General features: G+C 39.6%; 16 protein-coding genes. 8 read left to right on the top strand and 8 right to left on the bottom strand.

From position 1 onward, the window contains the following. Window positions 1-9 precede the first annotated feature (9 nt). Window positions 10-984, bottom strand: coding sequence for a DUF1852 domain-containing protein (locus tag B4F91_RS00325; protein ID WP_286936779.1), 975 nt, complete (start codon window positions 982-984; stop codon window positions 10-12). Window positions 985-1,540: 556 nt separating this feature from the next. On the opposite strand from B4F91_RS00325, the gene B4F91_RS00320 reads away from it, so the two are divergent. The 4 genes from B4F91_RS00320 (at window position 1,541) to B4F91_RS00305 (ending at window position 4,317) form a co-directional block, all read left to right on the top strand. After that, on the top strand, window positions 1,541-2,554 hold the full coding sequence (locus B4F91_RS00320; protein ID WP_248442390.1) for a DUF5924 family protein: 1,014 nt from the start codon (window positions 1,541-1,543) through the stop codon (window positions 2,552-2,554). Window positions 2,555-2,625: 71 nt separating this feature from the next. After that, on the top strand, window positions 2,626-2,862 hold the full coding sequence (locus B4F91_RS00315) for a hypothetical protein (RefSeq protein ID WP_029772273.1): 237 nt from the start codon (window positions 2,626-2,628) through the stop codon (window positions 2,860-2,862). Window positions 2,863-2,879: 17 nt separating this feature from the next. Beyond that, a complete protein-coding gene (locus tag B4F91_RS00310; RefSeq protein WP_248442389.1) occupies window positions 2,880-3,335 on the top strand; it encodes a hypothetical protein in 456 nt (151 codons plus the stop codon). A gap of 76 nt (window positions 3,336-3,411) precedes the next feature. Further along, window positions 3,412-4,317, top strand: a complete 906-nt coding sequence (locus B4F91_RS00305; RefSeq protein WP_121637463.1) for a cation diffusion facilitator family transporter — start codon at window positions 3,412-3,414, stop codon at window positions 4,315-4,317. A 13-nt stretch (window positions 4,318-4,330) separates the two neighbouring features. Here B4F91_RS00305 and B4F91_RS00300 read toward each other — a convergent pair whose 3' ends face one another. Then, the gene (locus B4F91_RS00300; RefSeq protein ID WP_024032231.1) at window positions 4,331-5,530 is read right to left on the bottom strand and encodes an Nramp family divalent metal transporter; all 1,200 of its coding nucleotides are present in this window, start codon (window positions 5,528-5,530) and stop codon (window positions 4,331-4,333) included. Window positions 5,531-5,959: 429 nt separating this feature from the next. On the opposite strand from B4F91_RS00300, the gene B4F91_RS00295 reads away from it, so the two are divergent. Together B4F91_RS00295 and B4F91_RS00290 are read left to right on the top strand one after the other, a co-directional pair. Then, window positions 5,960-6,760, top strand: a complete 801-nt coding sequence (locus B4F91_RS00295) for a hypothetical protein (RefSeq protein ID WP_288635313.1) — start codon at window positions 5,960-5,962, stop codon at window positions 6,758-6,760. A 162-nt stretch (window positions 6,761-6,922) separates the two neighbouring features. Beyond that, on the top strand, window positions 6,923-7,582 hold the full coding sequence (locus B4F91_RS00290; RefSeq protein WP_286936777.1) for an NADPH-dependent FMN reductase: 660 nt from the start codon (window positions 6,923-6,925) through the stop codon (window positions 7,580-7,582). 60 nt (window positions 7,583-7,642) lie between these two features. Here B4F91_RS00290 and B4F91_RS00285 read toward each other — a convergent pair whose 3' ends face one another. Next, window positions 7,643-9,658, bottom strand: a complete 2,016-nt coding sequence (locus tag B4F91_RS00285; RefSeq protein ID WP_288635312.1) for a TonB-dependent receptor — start codon at window positions 9,656-9,658, stop codon at window positions 7,643-7,645. 238 nt (window positions 9,659-9,896) lie between these two features. Here B4F91_RS00285 and B4F91_RS00280 point away from each other — a divergent pair, with 238 nt between their 5' ends. Next, a complete protein-coding gene (locus tag B4F91_RS00280) occupies window positions 9,897-11,714 on the top strand; it encodes a protein kinase domain-containing protein (protein WP_286938756.1) in 1,818 nt (605 codons plus the stop codon). 54 nt (window positions 11,715-11,768) lie between these two features. Here B4F91_RS00280 and B4F91_RS00275 read toward each other — a convergent pair whose 3' ends face one another. Further along, entirely contained in the window at window positions 11,769-12,293 is a 525-nt protein-coding gene (locus tag B4F91_RS00275) for a hypothetical protein (RefSeq protein WP_286938758.1), read from the bottom strand. A 23-nt stretch (window positions 12,294-12,316) separates the two neighbouring features. Next, window positions 12,317-13,312: a YHYH protein gene (locus B4F91_RS00270; protein WP_414704593.1), complete on the bottom strand. Its 996-nt coding sequence runs from the start codon at window positions 13,310-13,312 to the stop codon at window positions 12,317-12,319. 164 nt (window positions 13,313-13,476) lie between these two features. Between B4F91_RS00270 and B4F91_RS00265 the strand changes: the two genes are divergently transcribed. Beyond that, window positions 13,477-13,908 (top strand): DUF3859 domain-containing protein, encoded by a 432-nt coding sequence (locus tag B4F91_RS00265; RefSeq protein WP_004586517.1) that lies wholly within the window; start codon window positions 13,477-13,479, stop codon window positions 13,906-13,908. Between the two features lie 255 nt (window positions 13,909-14,163). On the opposite strand, the gene B4F91_RS00260 is transcribed toward B4F91_RS00265, so the two are convergent. From B4F91_RS00260 to B4F91_RS00250, 3 genes are all read right to left on the bottom strand, one after another. Continuing rightward, on the bottom strand, window positions 14,164-14,580 hold the full coding sequence (locus B4F91_RS00260; RefSeq protein WP_004586518.1) for a VF530 family DNA-binding protein: 417 nt from the start codon (window positions 14,578-14,580) through the stop codon (window positions 14,164-14,166). Window positions 14,581-14,653: 73 nt separating this feature from the next. Next, window positions 14,654-15,643 carry an MDR family oxidoreductase gene (locus B4F91_RS00255; RefSeq protein ID WP_248452176.1) on the bottom strand — a complete coding sequence of 330 codons (990 nt, stop codon included), beginning with the start codon at window positions 15,641-15,643 and terminating at the stop codon, window positions 14,654-14,656. 50 nt (window positions 15,644-15,693) lie between these two features. Continuing rightward, on the bottom strand, window positions 15,694-16,326 hold the full coding sequence (locus B4F91_RS00250) for a TetR/AcrR family transcriptional regulator (protein WP_248452175.1): 633 nt from the start codon (window positions 16,324-16,326) through the stop codon (window positions 15,694-15,696). Between the last annotated feature and the right edge of the window lie 366 nt (window positions 16,327-16,692).

The following is a 16,692-nucleotide window of genomic DNA, read 5'->3' as shown; positions in this document are numbered from 1 at the left end:
AAAATAAGGTTAAACGTTTGCTGTTGTAAATTGCTCAAGCACTGATTTATACGGTTTTATAAAATGCTCTTCAGCAAACTTGCCTTGTTCTGCGGCTAATTTACTGCGCTCATCTCTGTCGTAAATAATTTGCGTGAGTGAGTGGTCGGCATTTTTTAAATTAGGCTTAAAGGCGTTACCCGCTTTGGCATTGGCGTTATAAATTTCTGGGCGATAAATTTTTTGAAAGGTTTCCATTGTGCTAATGGTGCTTATTAGCTCAAGGTTGGTGTAATCGTTTAGTAAGTCACCAAAGAAAAACAAGGCAAAAGGTGCGGCACTATTTGCAGGCATAAAGTAACGCACCTGTAGGCCCATTTTTTTAAAGTATTGCTCTGTTAACGAAGGTTCGTTTGGTTGGTATTCAATACCTAAAATAGGGTGCTCGTTGGCAGTGCGATGATATGTTTTGTTATCTGACACACTGAGGCATATTACCGGTGGCTTTTTAAAGTGTTGCTTATAGGTGTTTGAGCGTACAAACGATTGAAATAATTTACCATGCAGCTCACCAAAATTATCGGGAATACTAAATTGTGGTTTATTTTTATTATGTTGCTGAAGTAACACGCTAAAGTCGTAGTCGCGAACGTACGATGAAAAGTTATTACCAACAATACCTTCTATGCGCTTGTTTGTTTTGGTATCAATAATATTCGTTTTTAATATTTCTATAGAAGGAAAGCTTTGGCTGTTTTCATCTAAACCAATATCTACAGAAATAATCTCAAGCTCTACACTGTAGCGCTCAGAGGTTGGGTTATCCCAATTAGCAAGGGTGTTAAAGCGGTTGTTGATCATATTTAGCGCTTTTCTTAAGTTTTGTTGGCGGTGTTCGCCTCGTGCTAAGTTTGCAAAATTAGTGGTAATACGGGTGTTTTCAGCGGGTTGGTAGTTTTCATCAAGGCGCTGACTTTTAATATTAAATGTAATGTTTTTACTCATGGTGACTCTATCCATATTGTATATTTAAAACCTGAGCCTTTAGCGTGCTCAAAGGGTGGTTTTGTAATAAACAGGCTTAATGCTTATAAGCGCTGGCCGATGGATAATTTATACGTTGATTGGTGCTTTAATAAAAACGGTTTAATTTCACATAAAACATGAGTTTGATTCATTTATATAAATTAAATGTGTTACTGAGAGAACATATACCTGTGTTTAGGCATGTAAAAAAATAGTGCAGCGTATAATTTATAGGTGTTTAGACGTCTAGATGTGTTTGTTGTGATAATTTCACGTTGCGCATTAATAAAATTCAGGCACGGCTGTAACCCTTATTTTAATTAACGCTTAAAGTTACAGTTTTAAAAATTACTGTAATTTTACGGCGAGTTATAGGCACTTATTTATTAAAATAGCGATTAAAAGGGAGTGGTTTTTAATGCAACAACTAACAATAATACCTGCAGGCATCTATGTGTTGTTCATCTAAGCTTAGTTACACTGACTTAACTAACTTGATAATAATAAAGTATATTATGTACGGACACTAAAATAAATGAACAAACTAAAAAATCTCATTACTCAATTTATAGTGGCAATGCAAAAGCGACCAGGGCTATTGGCTGTATTGGCGTTTTGCTCAGGTGTTGCAAGCTATGTAATGGTTGATAGAAAAGAGTCGCTCTCGCAGGTTATTGCCATTGTTTTACTGGTGAGCTGGTTTTGGTTGATCATCGACAACTGGCTACGCGATAAAGTACAAGAGCGCTTTGGGGTAGCCGTATCTCCTAATGTAATGCGCTTTGCACTGCAAATGGTGCAACAAGAAAGCCTATTTTTTGCGTTACCGTTTTTTTTAGCGGTTACTCAGTGGGATCACCCACAAGCACTCTTTACATCGCTGATAATTATATGTGCCTTCATATCGGTAATAGATCCATTTTACTATAAAAAGTTAGCTAAAAACCGCACGCTGTTTACAGTATTTCATAACTTTGCATTATTTGTGGTTTTGCTTGTTACGTTACCTATTTTATTAAACCTAACTACGAGCCAAAGCTTAGCAATTGCGCTTGTAACCTCAGTACTTATTACTTTACCTAGCTTAACAAACTTAATGCCTGATGCGCGCTGGTGGCGTTTTCCTATTTTAGTTTTAATTTTATGCGTAATAAGCGCCGGGGTTTGGCAGCTTCGCAGCTTTGTTCCGCCAGCAGCCCTGCGTTTAACCGATATTACCTTGGCACACAAAGTAGATGTTGAGCATAAAAAACCACTAGGTAGCATTGATACTCTTGATTTATATACACTTCATCATGAAGGGTTATACACATGGACCGCAGTAAAAGCGCCAAGAGGCCTAAACGAAAAAATATTTCATGTATGGATACACAATAAAAAAGAGGTCGACAGAATTACGCTCAATATTAATGGCGGGCGAAAACAAGGCTACAGAGCATGGACTCATAAAGTAAATTTTCCGCATGATGCTAAAGGTAAGTGGCAAGTAAAAGTGGTAACTGAGTCTGGGCAATTAATAGGGCTTACGAAATTTATTGTTACACCTTAACGCTATAAATACGCTGATAATCAACTATAGATTTGATACGCTGTTTTTACATTACTTAATGGATGAGTGTTATGAGCATTGCTTTAGATATTGTTATGTGGCTAATGATAGAAACCATTTTAGGGTTTATTTTGTACTCTACCGGCTGTGCAATTTTAAACGTTTTCACCTTTGGTAAGTTTAAAGCTGACATTAAAGATTATGTGAGCTTTAAGGCAAATAAAGCTAAAAACGTTTACCTAATATGTTTACTTGGCTTTAGCTTTTACGCAGCGTTAATTGGTTTTGTTGCTTACATAAGCCAATAACTTAGGTTTATAAGTATATGAAGTTTAATAAGCTATTGGTTATAGCGGGGGTTTTAAGTTTTATAGCGTCACTTTTACATATTGCCTGTATTTTTGGCGGCCCTGATTGGTATCGCTTTTTTGGTGCTGGTGAGCACATGGCGCAGTTGGCTGAGCAGGGAAGTACGTATCCTACCTTTGTTACTTTAATTATATCAGCCATACTTGCTATATGGGGCATGTATGCGCTCTCTGGCGCAGGTGTTATTTTAAAGCTGCCTTTTTTAAAAACGGCTTTGGTATTAATAACAGGTGTTTATTTACTAAGGGGGATAGCAGGGTTAATAGCTCCTTTTGTAACAACCAGTCAGTTAATTCATCACAACTCCATTGTATTTTGGATTGTAAGCTCAATTGTATGCAGTATTTATGGGCTGTTTTATTTATTAGGTACGCTTAAACTTTTCCGAACACATACCTCATTAACTGTATAAATTAAACACAGCGAGCGCTAAAAATAGATTTTTCACAGCTCAGGTTAATCAAGTTATTTACTATGTAAGGAGCAACATGAGTCACGATCACAGCCATCATATTAGTCACTATAATCGCGCGTTTGCTATAGGCGTTTTACTCAATCTTATATTTGTCGTGATAGAAGCAGGGTACGGTTTTTTTGCCAACTCCCTCGCGCTTTTAGCCGACGCAGGGCATAACCTAAGCGACGTGGTTAGTTTATTACTTGCGTGGGGGGCAAATGTTTTGGCAAGTAAAGCCGCTACCGACAAGCGCACCTTTGGCTATAAAAAATCAACGGTGTTAGCGTCATTAATGAGCTCTGTTTTACTTATGGCTGCCCTTGCTAGCATAGCCTGGCATGCCATAGAACGTTTTGAAAACCCTCAGCCGGTTACAGGCATGACGGTTATAGTGGTTTCGCTTATTGGTGTAGTAATTAACACATTAACTGCGTTGTTGTTTGTGCAAGGTCAAAAGCACGATTTAAATATTCGAGGTGCTTTTTTACATATGGCGGCCGATGCTGCGGTGTCTTTAGGTGTGGTAATTGCCGGCATTGTTATTTTATTTAAAAACTGGCAGTGGGTAGACCCTGTTGTAAGTTTGAGTATTGTCGTGATTGTGTTTATTGGCACATGGGGATTATTTAAAGACTCGCTCAATTACGCCACAGACGCCGTACCCAAAAATATTAGTATAGAAAAACTAAAGCAGTATTTTTTAAGCATTGAGCATGTAACAGGTGTGCATGGGTTACATGTGTGGCCACTAAGTACCACAGAGTCTGCGCTTATTGTTCACTTAGTAACTGACAACAACGCATTAAATAACGACTTTTTAATTGAAGTACAGCACCATTTACATGACCACTTTGACATTGAACACGCCACCATTCAAGTTGAAAGCAGCCAAGGCAGCACAGGTTGTATGTTCAACCATGGGCATGCCCATGGTTAAACGTTAATTGGTTTTAAAAAATTAACCCTGATAGCTTGTAACAACTTAACGAAAAAATGAGTAGTAGCACGGGTAATATAACTACATTTAAAAGTGTTGAGTTGGTGTATTTTCCCATGACTGATTTTTGATTCACTAACCACACCAAATACGCGGTAATTATGGGCAGTAGTAATCCATTCGCAGCTTGTGCAAATATAATTACCGCAACAGGGTCAAGCCCCAGTGAGGCCACAAATGCACCGAAAGCTAAAATAGTAATGGCGACTGTTTTAAAACGGGTGTTACTCATTTCGCTTGACCAACCAAGCATGCCACATACCGCATACGCGCCTGCTAATGGGGCTGTTATTGCGCTTGTTAATCCTGCGGCAAATAAGCCAATAGCAAAAAAGTAATGCGCTGCTTCGCCAAGTAATGGCTCAAGTTGCACGGCCATATTTGCTGCACTAATTTTACCGGCATCGGTGCCATAAAAGGCAACAGACGCGGTTGATAAAATGGCAAGGGTGATCACCCCACCGAGCGTAATTGATAAACCTGTATCTAAGTTAGTTTGTTTAATAACAGTGTCTTTATCACTTTTAGAATGATCTTGCGCTGCTAAAACACCAGAGTGCAAAAATAAGTTATACGGTACAATGGTTGTGCCAATGAGGGCCAATACCGTTGTAATTGAGCCACTTGGCATTGTAGGTATAAACCCAGCGAGGACTTTAGCCATTGGTGGCGCAGCCATAATTAGGGTAGATATAAATACAAGGCTCATAAGGATCACCAGCAGTATTAATGCATTTTCTACCACTTTGTGCTTACCACTGTATAAAAGAATAGCGCTACATACAGCAATTAACGGCGTCCATATTTGTGCACTTACCCCTGGGAAAATACCAACTAGCCCCATACTTGCACCACTGAGGTTTCCTGCTTCATATGCAGCGCTACCCACACCAATTGCACTTATTACTAAAAAACTAGCAAGCGCTTTAAGATAAGGGGTTTTAATGTGTGCACGTAACGCTTGTGCTAAATCTTGCCCTGTTGCTACTCCTAATCGAGCAGCCATAGACTGCAACAAAATAGTGGCAATAACCGAAAATAGTAATGTCCAAATTAATGCAAACCCAAAGTTTGCACCGGCAACACTTGCCGTTGTGATTGTTCCGGGGCCAATAAATGCGGCTGTTACAAGTAATCCTGGGCCAAATCGCATACTGTTACCTTAATATTTGCTTTTAAATTTAGAACAACGTTTTATTACGTTGAACCTAGATTGCTGCCACTTTACGTGCCATGCAGCGAGAGCCCCACCTTGGCTAATTAACCTTACACTCTGGGTAATTATTTTAATATGACTATCAAAAAGCCGCGTAGGATACCAACTTATATATAGATTTAAAGAGCCAAACGATTACCTGCTTGTTAAATGCACAATATGCGCGAGTTATATTTATAAATCAGCCATGTGCGTTGTTGGTTTCTCATTTTTATCCTACCTTATAGATTGTAAAATGAGCAAGTTACTTAGTTTTTTAATGATGTGGGCAATTTTTTAAATAAATTGTTTAAAAAGGCATCTTTTTATTGCTGAGCTTCGTTATATAGCACTATTATGCGCAACTTTTTGGTTTTGGACCTTTTAATGAAAACTAATTTAAAAATCTCTCACATAATCTGCATTATGTCGCTGGCTTTAGGTACGAGTAAAAGCGCTGCGAATGAGTCGCTACAAGAGCTTGAGGTAGGTGTAGGCGGGAATATAAAAAGCGTTGCACACCCTGATCACGCAAATAAAAAATTTAATATTCATATTCATCCTTTATGGGAAAGCCATTATGTGACAGAAGGGCGCGATAACTTGCCCGGTAGCGCTTTAGCCTCTATTGCGGGCGAAATAAATTACAATGACTTTACGTTTATCCCTTGGTTAGCAACAGGCACTGATAATGACTACGATGAGCTAAATTTAAATGCTATTTATTCAACTGAGCTTGCAGAGCACCTAACTTTATATGCAGGTTACAACCATATAAAAGCACGCGAGGAAGGAGTAAATTCCCATGATAATGAGCTTAGCCTCGATATAAGCTATGCATATGATTGGGATATACATGCAATAGCGAGTATCTACCACTCGTTATCGCTAAGCGGCTCTTTTATAGAGGTGGGAATTACAAAAGAGTATGCATTTAGTGATTTAATGCGATTGGAGCTGCAAACTGCGGCGGGTTTTAATAGTGGTTATGTAAGCGATGGCCACAATGGCCTTAATAACGTAAAACTTGCTGCTAATTTATCTTATCAACTATTAAATAATGTCATGCTATCTGGCTATGCCAGTTACAGCGTTGCAATAAACAAAGATGCTGCACACTATAGCGGTGATGAACATTTACGCTCCTTATTTTGGGCAGGGTTTGGTGTTAGTTATCAATTTAATTGAGGGTAGGCTTGGCGTTAGCGTTAAAGCGTAAGTGATGGGTGCCACCCTTATTAATTTTTGTTTAGAGTGCTAAAAATTGTGCAAACAAATAAAAGCCTCGCATTTTTAATATGTTTTAGGTTTAAGGTATAGTGGGTACAACACTCAATTAAAGAGGCTTTTATGAAATTTTTAGTTTTTTTAGGCACCGTTAGAGATAGCACACCCCCTAAGCCAGCACGATTAGGAGAGCGAGTAGCTGAGTCATGCCTCAAATGTTTAAACCAGCGCTACAGCGAGCACGAGTTTGAGCTTATAGACGCGCTCGACTTTCCTTCAGAGGATGTATTTAAACCTCATTTTGCCTATGCAAAAAGCCAAGCTCCAGCACATTTAACAGCCTTAGCAGATAAAATTACCCAAGCAGATGGCTATATAATGGTAAGCCCAGAGTACAATCATAGTATGAGCCCGGCATTAGCTGATTTGCTAAACCATTTTGGCAGTTCTTTGTTCTCGTATAAGCCAAGCGCTATTGTCACCTATTCGGCAGGGCAATGGGGAGGGTTACGTGCGGCAATTAGTTTACGTACCTTTTTATCAGAACTTGGGTGTTTGCCAGTCTCTGCAATGGTTCATGTACCAAAGGCGCAAGAGGTGCTAAATAGCGATGGTTCAATGCAAGAGGGCGAAGAAGAAAAATCGTGGTTTAATTATTATTCGCGTACTTTTAGCCAACTGAAGTGGTGGGCACAGGCGAGCAGCCAACATAGTAAAAACGTAGATCCCCACGCTATGTTAAAAAGTTTTAAAACAGCGCCATCTCAGCGAAATGCACCTTAAAAAATGTATTAAGGTGCGCTTTTATATGTGCACTGTTTTTATATACAGTACTTTACTCGATTAAAACAATAAGCTAATTGATAAGCGGGCTGTGCGAGGCTCAATAGGATGAAAGTGATTGTCTTCTACACCTTGTGCAGGCTCGCCAGGTAAGCGCGAAGCGTAGTAGTAATCTATATCGTGATCGGTACTATCAAATAAATTCAGTAGTTCAAAATCGACTTTCCAGTGAGTTTGTTTATAGCTAATAGCACTATTAACTACCGTTAATGGTTCAGATCGAATATCACCAGAGTCAGAAAGCGTACGTTTACCTATGTGGCGTACTCTAAATGATGATTGCCACATTTGACTTATATGCCAATTTAAACCTGCACTTGCAACAACAGGTACTGCGCCTTCTATATAGTTTTTGTCAGAGTTTATATTTAATCTTGAATGAGTAAACGAGGCTTCCATGTCTAGGCTAAAGCGTTCATTAATCCAATAATACGCACTTAGCTCTAGACCATAACGTTTTGATGCATCACTGGGCTCTGTATTACCCGCATCACCTACAAATAAAAGCTCTGAGTCGAGTGTAAGCCACCATAAAGCGGCGGATAAATTAACGTTTTGATCATCGGCAAAACGCAGGCCTAGTTCAGCACCTTCACTTTTTACCAGTAAATCTACTTTTTCGGCATTTTGTTGGCTAACAGGGTCAATATTAATGGTAGTGCCGCGGGCATCGTTTGAATGAAAAGACTGCCCCCAGTTTGCATAAGCGACTAGCAAATCGGTAAGTTTATAATTTAAACTGCCTTTAAAGCTTACTAAGTCATTGTTTGCTTTTCCCGAGTTTACCCGTGTAATACTGCTTACATCGGTATCAAAATAGTCGTACCGCACGCCTGCAGTGGCCTCTAATTTAGGTGTGAAAAGTATTTTTGTTTGCCAATAACTCGAATAGCTTGTTTGTTTTATTGCATCTTGTCTTATTGTATTGAGTCTTTCTCGCGCTTTAGTGTTATAAAGTCCTACCTTGTCTATATCGTCATGGCGAACCTCAAGCCCTGCTGTGTGCTGCATATTTAAACCAGCAGTAAGGGAGTCAAATTGATAACTTAGCTCACCACCATAAATAGTGCGGCTGTCTTGTTGATTAAATTGATCGCCATTTATAGGGTCGTTTAAAAAATAGCTAAAGTTAGAAAACAGCGTTAAATCGTAATTTATGGCATAAAGACTGGTTTGTATATGCTTGCCTTGCCAAGCACTTGATAGGCTATAGCGACTCGAACTCCCCCCAAGGCTGGTATCAAGCGACCCTAATGGTGACGTTATATTTTGTGACACTGCGCGCTGTGGAATTTGATCGGCTGATTGCCATGTGTTGTCGTAGGCCATTGCTGTAATAGATAAATCTCCATTTAAAGCTTTGCCAACATAACGAAGTAGGGCATTTTTTTTATTTACGTTTTCGTTTATATCATCCCACGGGCCATCGTAGCCTTGCCACTCAGCTGCTGCTATTAACTTGGCATTAGATACATCAACCGCACTAAGCACAACTGCACGTTTATAGTTATCTTCACCAATGCTTAGCTCTATTTGCTTGTGCTTTAAGTTATTAGCTAAATTAAATTGCGCACTCCCCGCACTTGAAAAGTCGCCTTGTGTAGCGCTGTATGATCCTTTTTGGTAATTTATAGTTGAAATAGCTTCTGGAATAATAAAATTAAGATCGGTATAACCTTGCCCGTGTCCATGGCTTCGCATATTTATGGGCATGCCCTCAATGCTGGTGGCAAAGTCGGTGCCATGATCTAAATTAAAGCCTCTAATAAAGTATTGATTAGCCTTACCTGAGCCACTGTGTTGTGTAACCGCCATACCTGGAATAAGCTCTAACATTTCGGCGCTTCTGAGCATGGGACGCTGCTGTATTTCTCCTTGACCAATAATACCGCTTGAGGCACTGATAGACTCGCCAATTAAACCATCTCTATGCCCATAAACAGTAAGGGTCTCTATATTCGCGTAGCTGCTAATGCTATATAACGTGCTCAGTGTAAGTAAAGCTAATCTCTTCATCGCTAAAATCCCTATGTATTTACTATCTAATAAAATAAGCAGATAGTTTAAATACGGCTTAGCTAATCGATTGGATGCAACATTTGTTATCAAGGTGTAATAGTGCATGTTTAGCACTTAGCTAGTTAGCTTTTTAGGTATGAGTAAAAACTACCTGGTGAGTATTGTAATCTGCCTATATAACACTAATAATCATCTGGCTAACTCACTATTTAACCTATAAAACAAAGAGCCTGTATTGAAAGCCAAAGAAATTCGCAATTTTTATATTAACGAAGAGCAATCTGTTTATTTGCTGTCGCATAGAGATGCCAAAAAACACCGTCAATGGCTTAATATTTGTATTAAACAACTGAGTGCGCTTGGGTATAAAAATGTAGAGATGATTGGCTCAGGCGCGTTTGGGTTTGTGTTTGCTGGCAATGACGAAAACGCCTTACCTTGGGTGTTTAAGTTCTCGCGTATTACGCTTGCCCAAAGCGTACGCGACCGCCTAGAAGACGAAGCGTATATGCTCTCGCAAATTAATAACCCCCTAGTGCCCACCTTTTATGCTTTTGAGCGTATAAAAAAGCAAGGTATTTTAATGATGGCCCGCGCCATTGGAGAAGACCTTGAAAAAGTATCGCTAAAAAAAGGGCGTTTTAGTGCCGCCCATATTATGCAATTAGCGGTGCGGCTGCGTAATGTATTAATAGATTTGCGTAATCATAAAAATGGTTTAACCCCTCAACCTATAGTACATGGCGATATTAAACCTTCTAACTTGGTATGGGATGAGCAAAGCGATGCGCTGTCTTTAGTTGATTGGGGAAGCTCTGTTTACGCACAGGTTGATAGTAAGGGTGAGCCTATAGCCAGTAATTTTATGGATTTAATGTCGGGAGATTTAAGCACTACTAATGCCAGAATGGGCGATGTGTATTTTATAGGTGATGCGCAAATGTCGGGTGAGCAGTCATCGCCACGATTTGATGAACAAGGCGTGGCTTCTACTTTATATGCACTTGCCTCCGCACAGTCGTGTCGTTTTGGCGCGCAAGCCATTCCTGCAAGCTCGCTTGGCTTACCCAAAGAGCTTGCCAATGTAATTGATGGCATGCTGTCTAAAAATAAAACCATACGAGATGGCGCAGGCGATTACTTTATGCGTAACATTACCAAAATGGCTAAGGCGTATTTACCTGAGCTTAAAAAAGCGGAGCCTCGTCCTGCTATTCCGTATTGGTTTGGTAAAGGCGATAAGCCCGACACCGTAGTATATAGCTCGCGAAAACAGTTTTTACGACAAGCCGATCATAATCAACAATTGCTTGATGTAAACGATGCTCAATTAGATCGCTACTATAAAGAGTTTTTGTTTGATACCGGCGATACCGAAAAAGCCTTTTTGGCCTCTATCAGCCGCCTAGCTAAATACCCGGTAGTGGGTGGATTGAGCTTTCATTGGAAAGATGAGTCGTTGTTTGTTGAGTCATCGCTTATTATGCATGATGAAAGTTTAAAAACAGCCTTTACCGATGCCATTAATAATACCGTGATGCTTGCACAAGCAATAAGTCAAAAAGGTTTATTTAAGTGTTGTTTATTTGATGCGCGTAAAACTATTCAGTTAGAGCGAGATGGAACCGGAGCGTTTAAGTTTGATAACCTCCCTGAGCTTGATTATGAAGTTGTTAGTATGAAGGCAAACGAAATTGCACGTCCACATTCTTACTTTGAAGATGGTAAAGATCCTGATGAGCAGCTGCAACTTCCTAATAAAGTGATTAGATGCGTGTTTGAGCTAAACCAAATTCATCATACTGGCTGTATTATATTTGAAGCCCTGCCAGATAGAATGAAAATACACCATTACTATCGCTTACTCGATGAAAGCAAAGAAGTAGAGTTTAAACGGTTACTTAATAAATTAATGCAGTATGCAGTTAACATTACTGATGTGGGAGTAGCAGGATTTATGAAGCTTCCTTATAAAAACACTCGCGAATTTTCGCTTTGTGAAAAACAACCAGAGAATTTCTTTCCTAAAAATCCAAAATTATTAGCGCAATAAATTAAAAAAGGGCAGCTTAATATTAAGTCTGCCCTTGGCTACTTAATTTTTAGTTTAAAACACTGTGCTAAAAGGCGTACGCGGTGTTAAGGCAAACTGATGAGTCATTTTTTGCTGTTTGTTAGTGGCGGTAATGTGGTACTTATTTAAATCAGAGTTTTGACTAAATAACCTAACGTTTAATTTTAGCTGTGCGCTTATATCGGGCACTGTATATCGGCCCGTAATTGTTATGTACTCAATGTTATTAGTATCAGTATGCGACACTTCAGGGTTTAGTAATAAGCCCTCTAGGGAAAACTTATAATGATGATCGTTTAAATAAACCCCTCGCATTATGGTTTTGCTGATTTGCTTTTTATGGGCGTTAAATTCATCCATAGATACTTTTTTATTTAAATCATCATCAAGGTTATTAAATGCAGAAATAGGCAGCGAGAGCACAATAAAGGCATGGTTATCTATCACGTTTAATGTTCCGTGTTGAGCCACCATTAAATGTGCATAAACAACCGGTGCTATAACAATGTTGGCCACTAAAATAAGTGCAACCAGTGCTTTTTTATGTATTTTCTTCATACTCACTCTGCCTATAAGTAAATTTATAGTTCGCCTTTAACACAGCGTTGAAAAAACGGATAAGTATCGGTTGCATAGTAATGGTATATGCCTTGTGGGAATTCAGGAGTCACACCAAAGCGCCCGTTACACTCATCTAAATCGCCAGAGCCAGCTACATACTCCCAATCTTGTGCAAAAGTCCCAAGTGGATAAATATCGGTAGAAGGGCGGTTATCGCTCACAGTACTAACATGTTGGTAGCTACCTGTCATCACTTTAAGTGACGAACTTGCATCATCCGCGGTGCTATAGCCATAGCGCGCATAAATAGGAAACCCATCAGCCGCCCATGCAATTAGAGTCATTGTTGAGCTGTTGCCGCCTCTAAGGGAGATAAATCCCTCAGGCATGCCATGATAATGATATGTGCCATCGGGCTGTACGTGTGCGTTGTTATCGTCTGTTCCAAAACTAAAGGTATCTTGGCTTAGTGCTTCAATACTCCAGTTGCCACTGTTATCGCCAAGCGAGCAATTATCGCCAGAGTCATCACAACTGCCGCCGGTACCGGCATCAATTTTAACGCCATTTAGTACTATGCCTAACACGCCTCGAGGGCCGCCCATTAAGGTTGCCGTATCGCTTTGTATAGGCGTTAACGTAAAGCTCTCACTCACTGTTTGCTCAGAAATGGTGTTTGGATTATCGGGGTTAGGAAAGGTGCCCACATCATGATCGGGAATGCCATTAGCAACTACATCGCGTGTTGTACCTGTACATGCCCAATCAGCAGAACTGGTGGTTTGCACTGATGTTGAGTCGTTGTATTCATTGTAACTGTATTCACATAGCACTTGCTCGGTTGAGCTGGAGCCACTTGTTGCTGTTGTACTTTCACTGCTTGAACTTGTACTTTCATCAGTGGCGGTTGTTAGGTTTTGCTCATCACTGCCACATGCAACAAGAGAAGAAATTGCTGCGCTTAATAACGAAATTTTTAATAGTTTAACTTTATTACATAGAGTGTGATTCATCATACACAGCCAATTAAGTACTAATTGACGCTATTTTTGATCTTAAATGTGCAAGCAATGTGCAAAAATAAATCAACATTGAGTATGTTTGTTAATCAGGTGATTTTACTTAAGCTGCATGTATTATAAAATCAGTGCATTAACAGCCTAAAGTAAAGAATGGTGTAATGGCAAAATCAAAACCTGAGGTGTCGATTCAAAGTTGTGGGATTTATTCTACATGGGATAGCAAAAGTAAAGCATTGCCACAAATTGAGCAATTTACTACCAATGTAATTGCCAAGCTTGATGTTGAATTTGGTTTAATAATTAATATTAAAAAAGCAAAAGGCGAAAAACTTCACTTTTGTATTTATCACCCCGATATACCAGACAGTAATGGCGAAATAATGCCGCCCTTTGAAGGCGTTGAATACATTAAAGAGAACGACTGGCAGTTTTATTTAGGTGATACGCTGTGGGAGCCTATTGAAAATAAATTAGGTGATTGGCGAATGACACTCACCCTTAATAATAAAATTATTGCCGATAAAACATTTAACGTTGCACTTGAAGAGCAAGGCTCTGTTAATGATTTTTGGCGTAAACGAGGTTACTAAGTCCTAAAATTGCAGGGCTAAAAAAAGCCAATATACATTGGCTTTAAAAATATAACTTAACCTGAACTCTGGTTAAGAGATAGACCAACATAATTTATCATGATGATCTTTAAGCTTAATTCTCTAGCCAGCGGTTTTCGGTGAAAACAAGGCGAATTTACGCGTCAATAGCTAGCCTATTGCAAGTAAATTCAACGCTGTTAGCGCTGAAAATAGCTGCTAGAGATAGATTTATTATCCAGAGTTGAGGTTAACTTAGTTACCCCACGGGTTAGTTGCATTTGAGCGTTGTTTTCGTGCCCTGGCGCGTTGTTTAGTGGCCTTTTTTTCCATAATTCGCTTTGCATCACTAAAACTTAATTCGCACGGCTCCCCCGGTTTATGATCAGCAGGAATAACTCTATCTCGTGGCGGTAATTCGTATTGCACATCGTCGGGTTTAGGTAAGTTTTTAAGGCGGTATAGGTAAAAGTTATCTACCTTTTCTTGTGCCCATTGTGTTTTACGTAAAAACTTAACCGCCGATTTTACATCTGGGTTGTTTTTAAAACAGTTTAATTGCAAATAAGCGTGTAGTAGCTCCCACCCATATTGCTCAACCAGTTCTTCAACCACTTGCTCTAATTTTACGCCTTGCAGTGGGTTATTACTGTAAAGATCTTGGTTGCTCATAGGTGTTGCCTCATTAATAAAAATACAAATGCCATTATAAATTTAATAACGAGGCTTTAATAGATAAAATTGCTTAACTTTGGCAATTAACAACTACGCGGCCGCGAATTTTACCTTCCATAAGTTGCTCGGCATTTTCGATTACTTGCTCAAGTGTAATTTCGGTTGAAATTTTATCAAGGTAATCGGCTTTTATTAAGCTTGCTAGTCTGTCCCATGCTTCTACTCTGTCTTTTTTAGGGCGCATAACGCTGTCTATACCAATTAAAGATACACCACGTAAAATAAAGGGCGCTACTGATGCGGGTAAATCCATGCCTTGGGCTAAACCACACGCAGTAACCACACCACCGTATTTAAGCGATGCACAAATATTAGCAAGCGTGTGGCTCCCTACCGAATCTATAGCACCCGCAAAGCGTTCTTTTTGAAGTGGCTTACCTGGGTTTGAAAGCTCATCGCGGCTAATAATTTGTGACGCACCTAGTTCTTTTAAGTAATCGCTTTGCTCCATTCTTCCTGTTGCAGCGGTTACGTTATAGCCCAGCTGATTTAATAAATAAATAGCAAAGCTGCCAACACCACCGTTTGCACCGGTCACTAATATTTCGCCATCACTTGGAGTGATGCCTTGTTTTTCAAGGGCAATAACACTCAACATTGCTGTGTAGCCTGCGGTGCCAATTTGCATTGCTTGTTTTGGCGATAGCGCTGCAGGGAGGGGGATTAACCAATCACTATTAAGCGATGCCTTTTGTGCTAAGCCGCCCCAGTGTTTTTCGCCCACACCAAAGCCATTTAAAATTACATTATCGCCAACAGCAAATTCATCCGTACTTGTTTCACTTACTGTGCCCACTAAATCGATGCCTGGCACCATAGGAAAACTGCGCACAACAGGGCCTTTACCTGTAATGGCTAACCCATCTTTGTAATTGAGTGTGCTGTAAAGTACATCAAGTTGCACGTTTTGATCTGGTAGGTCACTTTGCTGCACTTCACTAAGCGCCGCAGCGTAGTTTTCGTCTTTCGTAATTACAATAGCTTTAACTGAGTTACTCATAACATATCCTTTTAGACCGATCGGTTTTTAATGGCTAATTAAAATGCGCATTAGGTGAGTAATGCGCGTAAAAACATTTCTGTATACAACGTAAGGGGTTTATTTGATTGGGTAAGTTTAGCGCGCATAACGGCGCCTTCCCAGCCAATCCAAAAATATTCACTCATAAGCTGCGTATCAACAGTTTTAGCAATCGTGCCTTGTTGCTGTGCTTCATTTAAACACTGCTCCACTTGCTGCTGCCATGCTACGTAGCTTTGTAGTAGGCGGATTTTAAATTCATCACTTAAATGATTGAGCTCTTGATTTAAATTGCCGACCAAACAACCGCGTTTGTACTGGTATTTTTGCATGCCCATAATGGCACTTTGCGTAAAGTGAATTAAGCGCTCGAGGGGCGGGGTATTGCTATCGGTTAAATATTTTTTGAGCTTAGTAATAAAGTAGTCATCGTAGGCATTTACTAACGCAATACCAAACGCTTCTTTACTTTTAAAGTAATGATAAAACGAGCCTTTAGGCACGCCGGCTTTTTTTAAAATGGTATCAAGGCCAGTTGCGCTAAAACCAAATTCGGTTAAGGTTTCTAGGCCAACCCTAATAAGGTGCGCTTTGGTATCGGCGTTTTCGCGAGGTATTTTAGGGGGTCTTCCGCGCCGTGCAGGTGCCTGAGCAGTGTTCATTATAAGTAACCCCTAATAGCCTTTTTTATAGTTAATCCATATTAGACCGATCGACTTTAATTAATCAAGCATAAATACCAATTGTTTAAAAATAAATCGTTAAAGCTGTTTTTTAAACAAAAGGGCAAATTGCAATAAAATCGTCATGATTACATTTTTGTTTGGAACTTAGCCAAAAAAGGTGTGTCGGATAAATAGGTCGTGTTGATTTTTGCTGGTTAAATTTGCAGTGGTGTTTGGCATTTAGACAAGGCGGTAAAGCACCATAAATACCAACTATATGCTTCCCATTAGCTGCTTTCATTAAGCAGTTATTTAATCGCTTTAATGGAGATATTTAAATCAGCAAAGTAGAACACGCCTTAG

Origin of the sequence: Pseudoalteromonas sp. UBA6610 (genome assembly GCF_002433295.1) — a bacterium.
In the GTDB taxonomy this organism is placed as follows: Bacteria; Pseudomonadota; Gammaproteobacteria; order Enterobacterales; family Alteromonadaceae; genus Pseudoalteromonas; species Pseudoalteromonas atlantica.
Note: the sequence above shows the minus strand (reverse complement) of the source record. Positions and strands in the feature narration are given on the sequence as shown.